Below are 12,962 nucleotides of genomic sequence, written 5' to 3'. Positions count from 1 at the left end.
GGGGATGAGACACCGGGGCCGTTACAGCCAGCCACGCTCCTTGTAGTAGCGCGCGGCGCCTTCATGCAGGGGAGCGGAGAGGCCCACCTTGATCATGTCGGCTTCCTTCAGATCGGCGAAGGCCGGGTGCAGACGCTTGAAGCGATCCAGGTTGTCGAACACCGATTTCACCAACTGGTAGACCACTTCCGGATCCGCCTTGGCGCTGGTGGAGAGCACCGCCTTGCCACCGATGGACGGGGTCGGGTTCGGGCTGCCCTTGTAGAGGCCACCGGGGATCTCGGCCTTGGTGTAGTAGCTCTTCTCCGCCAGCAGCTTGTCGATCTCCGGGCCGGTCACCGGCACCAGCACGGTGGCCGTGGTGGTGGAGGCTTCCTGGATGGCACCGTTCGGGTGGCCCACGAAGTAGCTCATGGCATCAATGTTGTTGTCACCCAGGGCGGAAGCCTGCTCCGCCGGTTTCAGCTCGGAGACCAGGCTGAAGGCGGACTTGTCCCAGCCCTTCACCGCCATGATCTCTTCGAAGGTATCCCGCTGGCCGGAGCCCGGGTTGCCGATGTTGACGCGTTTGCCCTTCAGATCGTCGAAACCGGTGATCTTGGCATCCTGACGGGCTAGGATGGTGAAGACTTCGCTCTGCAGGGAGAAGACGGCGCGAATGTCCTCCATGGCACCTTCGGCCTGGAAGGGTGCCAGCCCCTTCATCGCCTTGTACTGGTGGTCGGACTGCATGATGCCGAAGTTGAACTCACCGCTGCGGATGCCGTTGACGTTGGCCACGCCACCGCCACTGGCCGGAGCGTTGCACTTGATCTGATGATCGGCGGCGCCACGATTGAGGAAGCGGCAGATGGACTGACCCGCCACATAGTAGACACCGGTCTGACCGCCGGTGCCGATGGTCACGAACCGCTCGGCGGCCTGTACCTGGCCACCGAATGAGGCCCCGACCAGGGCAGCAGACAAGGCGCACGCCAAGGATAATCCTTTCATGTTGTTCTTCCTTTTCATCGATTTATCTCACCCGATTCCCGGGTGAATATGAGTCAGGCCCGCATCAAGGCCGGGCCTGTCTATATGACCTCATACGAGGAAGGGGTCGGGCGAAAACGGATGCCCTTCCCAAAGCCACCATCGTCCTGTGGTGAGATAATCAGCATCATGCCGATCGAGGGTGATTCGACCAGACGAGGGTCGGATCAAAAGTTGTAACCACTCGATTAAGCACAGGGCGCCAACATTAATCAAACAAAACAGCAAAATGGCGGATTAAAATAGCGAGAAATTTGAAGCGGATCATCAATTTTTTGCTGAGGGATCCATTCACGCTGTCGGTGGGTCGGAAGGTCGATGGCGGAAAGAAGATTCCTTTGCAGCCCTTTAAGGACAAGGGGCGAGAGGTAAGTCAGTTATGCTGACCATGAATGAAATGACGGAATAAAAACAACGTTTAGAATGATCTTTACAGCAGAACATCATATCGCAACCGGGTTGCCGCCAGCGGGCTCCCCATCCCGTCGCGTTAACATCCGCGCATCATCCCCACCCGCCCGGATCGGTCCCACGCCCCCATGTGGGACCTTTCCGCGCAGCCGGGCCCCAGATGACAAGGCCCGGCTCACCAGGGTCGCTGGCGGCCGGGCCGGGATCGTCGGAGGATCACGCCCAGATGTTTATGCTTTGGGCTTGGCCAGATCCAGAATAAACGCGAACTCCAATGCAATGTCTTCATAAGCCTTGAAGCGACCCGATTTGCCGCCGTGACCGGCGTCCATGTCGGTGCTCAGCAGCAGCAGGTTGTCGTCCGTCTTCAGCTCCCGCAATTTGGCGACCCACTTGGCTGGCTCCCAGTACTGCACCTGGGAGTCGTGCAGGCCGGTGGTGACCAGCAGGTTCGGGTAGGCCTGGGCCTTGACCTGATCGTAGGGGCTGTAGGCCAGCATGTAGTCGTAGTAGCGCTTCTGGTTCGGGTTGCCCCACTCGTCGTACTCGCCGGTGGTGAGGGGGATGGACTCGTCCAGCATGGTGGTCACCACGTCCACGAAGGGCACCTGGGCGACCACGCCGCGATAGAGCTCGGGCGCCTGGTTGATGACGGCCCCCATCAGCAGGCCGCCGGCACTGCCCCCCATGGCATAGACCTGATCCCTGGCGCCGTAACCCTGGGCCACCAGGGCCTGGGTCACATCGATGAAGTCGTGGAAGCTGTTCTGCTTCTTGAGCAGCTTGCCGTCTTCATACCAGCCGCGGCCCAGCTCCTCGCCCCCCCGAATATGGGCGATGGCGTAGACGAAGCCCCTGTCCAGCAGACTCAGACGGGCGGTGCTGAAGTCCGGATCCATGCTGGCGCCGTAGGAACCATAGCCGTAGACCAGCAGCGGGTTCTGTCCCGTCTTCTTGAACAGATCCTTGCGATAGACCAGGGAGACCGGCACCTTGACCCCGTCACGGGCGTCGATCCAGAGCCGCTCGCTGGCATATTTCTCGGCCTTGAAGCCCGCCACCGCCTGCTGCTTGAGCAGGGTGCGCTTGCCGCTGTCGAGGTTGAGCTCATAGGTGGAGGACGGCGTGGTCATGGAGGAGTAGCCGTAGCGCAGGGCGCTGGTGTCGGGCTCGGGGTTGTAGCCAAGCCAGGTCACATAGGCCGGATCATCGAAGGCGATCTCTTTTTGCTCGCCACTCTGCCAGTTCACCTGGCGCAGCCGGGTCAGCCCCTGGCTGCGCTCTTCCAGCACCAGCCAGTCCTTGAACAGGGCATAGCTCTCCAGCAGCACGTCCGGGTTCGGGGCGATCACCGCCTTCCAGCGATCCACCGGGCTCTCCTTGGTCTCGTAGAGGCCGAAGTTCTTGCCGTCCTTGTTGGAGCGCACGTAGAAGCGGCCACGGTAGTGATCCAGGCTGTATTCGTGATCCACCTGGCGCGGCAGGAACAGGCGCGGCTTCTGGCTCGGGGTGTTGGCATCGATGAGGCGCGCCTCCCCGGTGGTGGTGCTGGAAAGCGCGATGACGATGAAGTCTTCCGAGGTGGTGGCGTAGAGGCTGACGTAGAAGCTGTCGTCCTTCTCCTCGTACACCAGCTGATCCTTGGCAGGATCCGTGCCGAGCTCGTGGCGATAGACCTGATAGGGCAGCAGGGTCTGGGGGTGCTTGCGCACATAGAACACCGTCTTGCTGTCGTTGGCCCACACCAGGTTGCCGGAGGTGTTCTCCAGCTTGTCCGTCGCCCACTGGCCGCTCTCCAGATCCAGGAACTGCACCTGGTATTGGCGACGGGAGAGGAAATCTTCCGCCACCGCCAGCCAGCGGTTGTTGCGACTCACCTCCAGCGCGCCCAGGGCATAGAACTCGTGCCCCTCGGCCCGCAAATTGCTGTCCAGCAGCAAACTGGCCTTGGGTTCAGGCTGCCCTTTCTCTCCTACCGGCGTGCGGGAATAGATGCCGTACTCCTTGCCCGGCTCGTAGCGGATCTGGTAGCGGTAGCCGTTCTTCACATAGGGCACCGACTCATCCTGCTGGGGAATGCGGGCGACCATCTCCTTGTAGAGTTTCTCACGCAGGGGCAGGGTCGGCTTGAGCATCGCCTCCATGTAGGCATTCTCGGCCTTGAGGTAATCCAGCACCTCGGGCTTCTGGCGTTCGTCGTCCCGCAGCCAATAGTAGTTGTCGATCCGCTCCTCCCCGTGTTTCTTCAGTGAGTGGGGATGCTTGGCAGCCACGGGTGGGAGAGGGGTGGACTGAACGGTGGAATCGGGCATGGCGGACTCTTCATTGGCATGGGTGAAGGGGGCGGCGGCCAGGCAAGCCAGCAGCAGCAACCCTCGGGAAACGTTGAACATCTCGCATCCTTTGCGCACGGACAGGATGGGGAAAACCCGGGCCAGGCGCCACGGCGTGAGGCCCGTAGGCTGGCATGGGCACCGCACAGGCGGTAACCCGGATCCTGTAGGAATAATTTGGCGATCAATCTGCCCCTTGTCGCCCCGGGTTGCAAGTGATCCCCCTTTATTCCCCCCAAAACAACGAAAAAGGGTCACCCTCTCGCGATGGTGACCCTCCTTCTCTGGCCATGAGCGACACGGATTCGCTCAGGTGTGCCTCACATGATGGAGTAGTGCCGGCTCATGACCAGTGTTCGTCAGCCAGGATAGCTCGACCAGACCTTGGTCGCGCCCTCCTCGCTGATGCTCAGCACCTGGTAGGGCTGACCGGGGATATCCATGCCCGGCGCACTCTGGGGCATGCCCGGAATGGTCAGGCCGCGGATCGCCGGTTTCTCCTTGAGCATCTTCTGCACGTCGGCGGCGGGCACATGCCCCTCGACCACATAGCCATTCACCACCCCGGTATGGCAGGAAGCCAGCTGCGGGGTGATGCCATGCTGCTGCTTGACGGGATCCAGCTGCTCGGTTTCCACGACCTTGACCTCAAAGCCGTTCTCTTCCATGTGCTTGACCCAGCTCTTGCAGCAGCCGCAGTACTTGGATTTGTAGACTGTCATCTGCTCCGTTGCCAGGGCAGAGAAACTGACGGTACCGGCCAGCAGGGCCAGTAACAGGGACTTGTACATAACTCACCTCAGATAAGAAGAAATACCCAATGAACAGGGGACAAATCGACTCAACCGAGGGTGCGTGGGGGACGCTCCAGCCGCGCCCTGGGGGCGTCCGGCACATAGAGAGAGGGGGAGAGGAAATCCGGGGAGTCAGGTTCCAGCATGGCCACCGTCAGGCTGTCGCCGGTCAGCACCGTCATGGCGAGGGCCGAGGTGAAGCTGCCACAGGGCATGGCTTTCTCCAGGGTGCGCTCGCTCTGGCTGCAGTGGGGCGTCAGGGTACAGAGGTCGGTCGCCGCCCGGCTGCCAAACGACATCAACACCAGCAGCAGACTCCACAGGGGGAGCCAGCGACGGGCGTGAGCGAGTTGGCGACGGGTCAAAACCATGAGATGACTCAGCAATCAAAGGAGGCCTATGGTAACCCCGGGCCCTGGGGGAGGGTCAAGCCTGCCACCTGAGGGAGATCAAAAGAGGATGAGATAGCCCGGGGGCCGTGGCACACTTCCCCTGATTAGGCAGTGCCAAAAGAGACGCGGACTACCACGGCCTTCGCGCCCGCCACTGGCGACTCGGGACGCTTCTTGCTAACGTCGCCACTCGATGCATCTTATTCGCAGACACGAATCCCGCTCAGGTTATGACCCCATGAAACGCATTCTGGTTATCTTTTCACACCCGGCGCTGCAGAGCTCCCGGGCCAACCGGCAACTGTTGCAGGCCATCGACGGCCTGGAAGGGGTCACCCTGCACGACCTCTATCAGCAGTACCCGGACATGTATCTCGACGTGAAACGCGAGCAGGCGTTGCTGGCGGAGCACGATCTCATCGTCTTCCAGCACCCCTTCTACTGGTACTCCTGCCCCGCCATCATGAAGGAGTGGATGGATCTGGTGCTGGAGTATGGCTATGCCTACGGTCCGGAAGCCCATGCCCTGGCGGGCAAGCAGTGGCTCTCCGCCATCACCACCGGGGGAGCGCCCGAGTCTTATTGCAGCGCGGGTTACAACCAGCGGCCCTTGCTCGACTTCCTGTTGCCCTTCCAGCAGACGGCCCAGTTGTGCGGCATGGCCTGGCTGCCCCCCTTCGTGTTGCACTCCTTCCACAAGCTGAAGGATCCCGAGGCCCTGCGCCGCTGCGGCCAGGATTACCGTCAGTTGATCTGCGCCCTGCGCGATGAGCAGCTGACCCCGGCCCAGCTGGGTGCAAGCCCCTATCTGCGCGATCTGCTGGAGGTGCTGTGATGGGACACGGAATTCTGCTCGATGCCCTGATCTATCTCTGCGCCGCGGTGATTGCGGTCCCCCTCGCCAAGCGCTGGGGGCTGGGCTCCGTGCTCGGTTATCTGCTGGCCGGCATCATCATCGGCCCCTTCCTGCTGGGCCTGGTGGGAGAACAGAAAGACGTGATGCACTTCGCCGAGTTCGGGGTGGTGCTGATGCTGTTCCTGGTCGGTCTGGAGCTGCGCCCCGCTCTCTTGTGGCAACTGAAGGGCCCCATCCTCGGCACCGGCGGCCTGCAGGTATTGCTCACCACGGCGGCCCTCACCGGAGTCGCCACCCTCATCGGGCTGCCCTGGCAACAGGGGCTGGCCATCGGCCTCATCCTGGCGCTCTCCTCCACCGCCATCGTCTTGCAGAGCCTGCAGGAGCGCAAACTGATGCAGAGCGAGAGCGGGCGATCCGCCTTCGCCGTGCTGCTGTTCCAGGACATCGCCGTGATCCCCATTCTGGCGGTGCTGCCCCTGCTGGCCATCGCCCCCGTGGTCAGCAACGGCAACTCCGATCTCGCGGGCTGGCAGCACGGCCTGCTGGTGGTGGCCGCTATCGCCGGCATAGTGCTCGGCGGCCATTACCTGATGCGACCGGTGTTCCGCGCCATCGCCCAGTCCCACATGCGGGAGATCTTCGTCGCCGCGGCCCTGCTGCTGGTCATTGCCATCGCCGTGCTGATGGAGTCGGTGGGGCTCTCCCCCGCCCTCGGCTCCTTCCTGGCCGGCGTGGTGCTGGCGGACAGCGAGTATCGCCACGAGCTGGAAGCGGACATCGAACCGTTCAAGGGGTTGCTGCTCGGCCTCTTCTTCATGTCCGTGGGGGCTGGCATCGATTTCAGCCTGTTCGCCCAGCATCCCCTGCTGATCCCGACCCTGGTGGTCGGCCTGATGGTCTTGAAGTGGTTGGTACTGATGGTGCTGGCCCTGATCCTGCGGGTCTCCCCCAGCCAGCGCTGGACCTTCGCCCTGGCGCTGGCTCAGGGGGGGGAGTTCGCCTTCGTGCTGTTCTCCTTCGCCGCCCAGAACAAGGTGCTGCCGGGCAGCACCATCTCCTTGCTGACCCTGGTGGTGGCCCTCTCCATGGCGCTGACCCCGCTGCTCTTGATCCTCAACGACAAGGTGATCCAGCCCTGGTTCGATTACCGCAACCGGGAGGATCTGCCCAAGCACGAGCAACCCGAGCTGGTGGAGCATCCCGTCATCATCGCCGGCTTCGGCCGTTTCGGTCAGATAGTGGGTCGTCTGCTGCACGGCCATGGCATTGGTACGACCATCCTTGAACAGGACGCCAGCCAGATAGAGATGCTACGAAAGTACGGTTACCAGGTGTTTTATGGGGATGCCAGTCGACTCGATCTGCTGCATGCCGCAGGGGCCCACAAGGCCAAGCTGCTGGTGCTCTCCATCAATGATCCCGCCACCTCCCTCACGGTGATCGAGATGGTGAAGAAACACTTCCCGCACCTTAAGATACTGGCGCGTGCCCAGGACAGACCGACGGCCCACGAGATCCTGCGCCTCGGGGTCGAGAGCGTGCACCGGGAAACCCTGGGATCGGCGGTGGATCTGGGGGTCGAGGCCCTCACCCAGCTCGGTTTCAGGGCCAACCAGGCCTGGCGCGCCGGCCAGATGTTCAAGCGGTATGACAACCGCCTGCTGCGCGAGCAGGTCAACTATCTGGATGACGAACACACCTATATCAACAAGAGCCTGCAATACCGGGAGATCCTCTCCGATCTGCTGCAAGACGATCAGGAGGGACAGGAGCGTACCCACGCCCACAACTGGAACAGCGGTCTGCACGACAACGACAAGGAAGCAATATGATTGCCTATTACCCCCTGCTCAAACACCTGCACATGACACTGGCGCTGGTCAGCGTGCTGCTGTTCCTCTATCGCTGGCTGCTGGCCCTGGGTGGCAGCGCCCGCCTGCAGCAGAAGTGGCTGAAGATCCTGCCCCACCTCAACGACACCCTTCTGCTGGTACTTGGCGTGCTGCTGGCCGTGACCCTGCAGATGAGCCCGGGCCAGCAGCCCTGGCTGATGGCCAAGCTCGTTGCCCTGGTGCTCTACATCGGCCTTGGCGTCATGGCCCTCAAGCGTCCCGCCCGCAGCCAGAAGCTGGTAGCCGGCATCGCCGCCCTCGCCGTGTTTGGCTACATGGTCGGCGCCGCCATGACCAAGTCCCCCTGGTCCTGGCTGCTCTGATCCCCGCAGCAGGAGGGTGAGAGCACGGCTCTCACCCTCCATTTCACAACCTCTCCCCGACCACTGCACCCTGACGATCCCGTCCCTGCAAACCTCATATCCCATCCCAATCACGGATAATCCGCTGTCGCCACTGTCATTTTTTCAACCAAAAAAGGCTTCATAAGGAGCCTTCATTGGCGTATTTTATTATCTCCATCAATAAGTTAGCCACGCATGTATGAAAATGGCGACAGTTGTCGCAGCAAAACTTGCGACATATATTGTCGCAAGTGCTGGCTAGGATAAACTCAACGCTAAACCAGTGAAGGCAAGCACCATGAGTAAGAAGCTGTTACGACAACTGACCTTGGCGCGTTGCATCCCGCACCGCCCTTACAAGCTGACCGCCAGCCAACTTCAGGTAAAACTGGAAGAGGAAGGCATACACGTCAGTCTGCGTACCGTGCAACGGGACCTGGAAGAAATGTCCGGCATGGGACTGTTCGACCTCACCTCCGATGAACGCAGCAAACCCCATGGCTGGTGCTTCGAGCGCCACGGTCTGAACGACTTCGCCAATATCATGCCGCTCTCCCTGGCTGTGGCCCTGAAAACCTGGAGCGACCAGGCGAGCCAGCTGTTGCCAGCGAGCGTGCTGACCGAATTGAACCCCCTGGTCGACAAGGCTGGCCAGGTGATCCGCGACAGTCAGAGTGAACTGGCTGAGCGCTGGCTCGAGAGCGTGCATCAGTCTCCGCGCCCCTTCGCCGGCAACCCGGAGATCCGTCGCAGCACCTTGATCCGCGACGCCCTGTGGCGTGGCCGCAAGTTCAGCGCCGAGATCCAGCGCGTCATCAAGGAGCGCACCGTGTGGCTCTGCTATGACCGCATCAACCCGCTCGGCATCCTGAATCAGGCCGATGGCCCCGTGCTGCTCTGTACCCTGTCCGAGCTGGACCCCAAGGTCTACGGCATCCCGTTCGATCACATCAAGAACGTGGAGCTGACCAACTTCAGCGCGACCCAGCCCAAGGAGTTCAACATCCAGAAGCTGATCCGCGACCAGGGCTACCAGGACGTCAGCGGCCCCATCCGCTTCGTCGGCCGCATCGATGCCAACTGCCCTACCCTGATCGATGGCCAGATCCCGGGACACAACCCGCGCATGACCCGCTACGACAAGCGTAGCGTGGTAGTGGAGACCGAGGTGCAGGACACCCCCGAGTTCCGCTCCTGGCTGAACAACATGAGCGGCAATCTGGAAGTGCTGGCGCCCGAGTCACTGCGCAAGGCATATCCGGCTCCCACCACCCGGGTCAGCTGATCGGATAACATCGTCAAACACCAAAAGCCGGGAGATATCCCGGCTTTTGGTTGATTTATCAGCATATTCATTCAATAAAATTTGAACGTTTACACCCCTCATTGAATCTCTTGTACCATCGTTTTCCTGCCAATTTCTCCTTGTGAGAGATCCGCCATTCCCCCTGTAAGACCCCACAGTGTTGAGCCGTACGCGAAGCCATCCCGAGTGCATAATGCTTTCCATGGAAACAAAATAACCATATGATATTAAAGATAATTTCCATCGTCAGTCTAAAAAACATCCGGCAGAATGCCCAGCTTGAAGGGGTTTCATGCCTTGTTCCCCCCCATGGTTACCTTAATATGGGTCTCACAAGGACGGCGCTGACTCGGCAGGATGCAGAAACAGCGCATAAATAGGACAAGCCGCAGGATGTGGCAGGACTCCTCAGGATGAGGCCGATAACCCGGACGGTTATCACAAGGAATGACAGGACAACCGCAGGATGCGGTGTTGGACACCTCGGGATGAGGCAGAGCAGCAGGACAGCCGCTCTTCAGGATGACAGGACACTCGCCGGAGGCGACAGGAATGGCTTCAGGATGAAGCGAGATAATCGGGATGATTATCTGTCAGGAAGACACAAGGAACACCGCTGGATGCGGTAATGGACACCTCCAGGATGGAGAGGGTGAAGCAATCAGGAGCGATTGCCAGGCTAGGATGGCCACAGGACACCCCAACGGAATGGGAAGGGGAAATTCCAAAGGAAAGGATAGAGTCAAGGATTGCAGGGAGCATGGCAGTTCAGGGACTGGACGAGATGACTTGAGGGGACGGCAACTGCCGTCCCCTTTTCTTTTTAAGGTATTCCTGGAATTAAAGTATTCCTGGAAAGGGGGTCCTTCTCCGCTTCATACCCTTTACCTGGCTGAGCAACAACCAGAGCCAATCATATGAGTGCCAGCCCCTCTCCAGTCGCTTTCCCTGATCGGGGTAACCCCTGGCCTCCAGAAACATGAAAGGGGTGCTTGAAGCGTTTGAGAGCGCGAGTGCCCTCGATCAGCCCGATGCCTCACGACTGCTCTGCGTGTTCTACTGAGCGATCCTGGGGTGCAATCAGCCATCTGCGGTGAGATATGCAAGACATGGAGGTTCGCCAGGCAGGGAGCGAAGACTCGCCCAGGTGAGCATGAAGTCGAAAACGCATAAACGAAAAAAAGCCCAGTCATTAGACTGGGCTTCTTGTTAGTGGCGGAGCGGACGGGACTCGAACCCGCGACCCCCGGCGTGACAGGCCGGTATTCTAACCGACTGAACTACCGCTCCGCATTCGGTTAGCTTTCGCTAAATCTTTTGCCGCTTCATGAGGTGTCATCCTCGCAGCCAATCGCGCAATGTGTGCACAACTGTTTAATTGGGTGCCTGGCAGTGTCCTACTCTCGCATGGCGAATGCCACACTACCATCGGCGCTACCGCGTTTCACTTCTGAGTTCGGCATGGGATCAGGTGGTTCCACGGCGCTATGGCCGCCAGGCAAATTCTTAATCTAGAAAGCTGACGTGAATAACGATGTCGCTCTTGGCTCGTCGCTATCACTGAATTTGAGTAGTTCATGCACTTGCTACAAGGCCCAGAACACTTCTTGGGTGTTGTATGGTTAAGCCTCACGGGTAATTAGTATGGGTTAGCTCAACACGTCGCCGCGCTTACACACCCCACCTATCAACGTTGTGGTCTCCAACGGCCCTTTAGGACCCTCAAGGGGTCAGGGATGACTCATCTCAGGGCTCGCTTCCCGCTTAGATGCTTTCAGCGGTTATCGATTCCGAACTTAGCTACCGGGCAGTGCCACTGGCGTGACAACCCGAACACCAGAGGTTCGTTCACTCCGGTCCTCTCGTACTAGGAGCAACTCCCTTCAATCATCCAACGCCCACGGCAGATAGGGACCGAACTGTCTCACGACGTTCTGAACCCAGCTCGCGTACCACTTTAAATGGCGAACAGCCATACCCTTGGGACCGACTTCAGCCCCAGGATGTGATGAGCCGACATCGAGGTGCCAAACACCGCCGTCGATATGAACTCTTGGGCGGTATCAGCCTGTTATCCCCGGAGTACCTTTTATCCGTTGAGCGATGGCCCTTCCATTCAGAACCACCGGATCACTATGACCTACTTTCGTACCTGCTCGACCTGTCCGTCTCGCAGTTAAGCTGGCTTATGCCATTGCACTAACCTCCTGATGTCCGACCAGGATTAGCCAACCTTCGTGCTCCTCCGTTACTCTTTGGGAGGAGACCGCCCCAGTCAAACTACCCACCAGGCACTGTCCGCGAGCCCGATTCAGGGCCCTGCGTTAGAACATCAAACATACAAGGGTGGTATTTCAAGGACGGCTCCACGACAACTGGCGTCATCGCTTCAAAGCCTCCCACCTATCCTACACATGTAGGTTCAATGTTCAGTGCCAAGCTGTAGTAAAGGTTCACGGGGTCTTTCCGTCTAGCCGCGGGTACACCGCATCTTCACGGCGAATTCGATTTCACTGAGTCTCGGGTGGAGACAGCATGGCCATGGTTACACCATTCGTGCAGGTCGGAACTTACCCGACAAGGAATTTCGCTACCTTAGGACCGTTATAGTTACGGCCGCCGTTTACCGGGGCTTCGATCAAGAGCTTCGCTTGCGCTAACCCCATCAATTAACCTTCCGGCACCGGGCAGGTGTCACACCCTATACGTCCACTTTCGTGTTTGCAGAGTGCTGTGTTTTTGATAAACAGTCCCAGCCATCTGGTCACTGCGACTCCCGACAGCTCCATCCGCAAGGGACTTCACCATCAAGAGCGAACCTTCTCCCGAAGTTACGGTTCTATTTTGCCTAGTTCCTTCACCCGAGTTCTCTCAAGCGCCTTGGTATTCTCTACCCGACCACCTGTGTCGGTTTGGGGTACGATGACTTGTAATCTGAAGCTTAGAGGCTTTTCCTGGAAGCAGGGCATCAATGGCTTCCGCACCGTAGTGCGTTCGTCTCGTGTCTCAGTGTTGTGTCTCCGGATTTGCCTAGAAACACCACCTACGCACTTTCACCAGGACAACCGTCGCCTGGCCCACCTAGCCTTCTCCGTCCCCCCATCGCAATTACAAGTCGTGCAGGAATATTAACCTGCTTCCCATCGATTACGCCTTTCGGCCTCACCTTAGGGGTCGACTCACCCTGCCCCGATTAACGTTGGACAGGAACCCTTGGTCTTCCGGCGAGGAGGCTTTTCACCCCCTTTATCGTTACTTACGTCAGCATTCGCACTTCTGATATCTCCAGCATACCTCTCGATACACCTTCGCAGACTTACAGAACGCTCCCCTACCACTCACGCTTAGCGTGAATCCGCGGCTTCGGTGCCTGGTTTGAGCCCCGTTACATCTTCCGCGCAGGCCGACTCGACTAGTGAGCTATTACGCTTTCTTTAAATGATGGCTGCTTCTAAGCCAACATCCTAGCTGTCTGAGCCTTCCCACATCGTTTCCCACTTAACCAGAACTTTGGGACCTTAGCCGGCGGTCTGGGTTGTTTCCCTCTTCACGACGGACGTTAGCACCCGCCGTGTGTCTCCCGGATATTACTTACTGGT

Annotated in this window: 8 protein-coding genes, 1 tRNA gene and 2 rRNA genes (1 of these 11 only partly in view); 4 read left to right on the top strand and 7 right to left on the bottom strand. The window is 59.4% G+C overall.

The genetic code is table 11. The features are described from left to right. Positions 1-21: 21 nt before the first annotated feature. From ABNP46_RS01440 to ABNP46_RS01425, 4 genes are all read right to left on the bottom strand, one after another. Positions 22-993 carry a TAXI family TRAP transporter solute-binding subunit gene (locus tag ABNP46_RS01440; RefSeq protein WP_349920661.1) on the bottom strand — a complete coding sequence of 324 codons (972 nt, stop codon included), beginning with the start codon at positions 991-993 and terminating at the stop codon, positions 22-24. Between the two features lie 680 nt (positions 994-1,673). Beyond that, positions 1,674-3,836 (bottom strand): S9 family peptidase, encoded by a 2,163-nt coding sequence (locus tag ABNP46_RS01435; RefSeq protein ID WP_349920660.1) that lies wholly within the window; start codon positions 3,834-3,836, stop codon positions 1,674-1,676. Positions 3,837-4,135: 299 nt separating this feature from the next. After that, a complete protein-coding gene (locus ABNP46_RS01430) occupies positions 4,136-4,567 on the bottom strand; it encodes a DUF411 domain-containing protein (RefSeq protein ID WP_349920659.1) in 432 nt (143 codons plus the stop codon). A gap of 50 nt (positions 4,568-4,617) precedes the next feature. Beyond that, positions 4,618-4,941 carry a hypothetical protein gene (locus ABNP46_RS01425; protein WP_349920658.1) on the bottom strand — a complete coding sequence of 108 codons (324 nt, stop codon included), beginning with the start codon at positions 4,939-4,941 and terminating at the stop codon, positions 4,618-4,620. A gap of 259 nt (positions 4,942-5,200) precedes the next feature. Between ABNP46_RS01425 and ABNP46_RS01420 the strand changes: the two genes are divergently transcribed. From ABNP46_RS01420 to ABNP46_RS01405, 4 genes are all read left to right on the top strand, one after another. Beyond that, entirely contained in the window at positions 5,201-5,797 is a 597-nt protein-coding gene (locus ABNP46_RS01420; RefSeq protein WP_349920657.1) for an NAD(P)H-dependent oxidoreductase, read from the top strand. Then, the gene (gene kefC / locus ABNP46_RS01415; protein ID WP_349920656.1) at positions 5,797-7,653 is read left to right on the top strand and encodes a glutathione-regulated potassium-efflux system protein KefC; all 1,857 of its coding nucleotides are present in this window, start codon (positions 5,797-5,799) and stop codon (positions 7,651-7,653) included. The genes ABNP46_RS01420 and kefC overlap by 1 nt, the downstream gene beginning before the upstream one ends. Continuing rightward, on the top strand, positions 7,650-8,036 hold the full coding sequence (locus ABNP46_RS01410; protein WP_349920655.1) for a SirB2 family protein: 387 nt from the start codon (positions 7,650-7,652) through the stop codon (positions 8,034-8,036). Before kefC ends, ABNP46_RS01410 begins: the two co-directional genes overlap by 4 nt. Positions 8,037-8,355: 319 nt before the next feature. After that, entirely contained in the window at positions 8,356-9,342 is a 987-nt protein-coding gene (locus ABNP46_RS01405) for a helix-turn-helix transcriptional regulator (protein ID WP_349920654.1), read from the top strand. A gap of 1,234 nt (positions 9,343-10,576) precedes the next feature. Here ABNP46_RS01405 and ABNP46_RS01400 read toward each other — a convergent pair. The 3 genes from ABNP46_RS01400 to ABNP46_RS01390 form a co-directional block, all read right to left on the bottom strand. Beyond that, positions 10,577-10,653: transfer RNA gene (locus ABNP46_RS01400), tRNA-Asp, on the bottom strand. Between the two features lie 94 nt (positions 10,654-10,747). Then, positions 10,748-10,862: ribosomal RNA gene (gene rrf / locus ABNP46_RS01395) — 5S ribosomal RNA — on the bottom strand. 119 nt (positions 10,863-10,981) lie between these two features. Beyond that, positions 10,982-12,962, bottom strand: a 23S ribosomal RNA gene (locus tag ABNP46_RS01390); it runs 908 nt beyond the window's last position.

The organism is Aeromonas veronii, from assembly GCF_040215105.1.
Classification (GTDB): domain Bacteria; phylum Pseudomonadota; class Gammaproteobacteria; order Enterobacterales; family Aeromonadaceae; genus Aeromonas; species Aeromonas veronii_G.
Note: the sequence above shows the minus strand (reverse complement) of the source record. Positions and strands in the feature narration are given on the sequence as shown.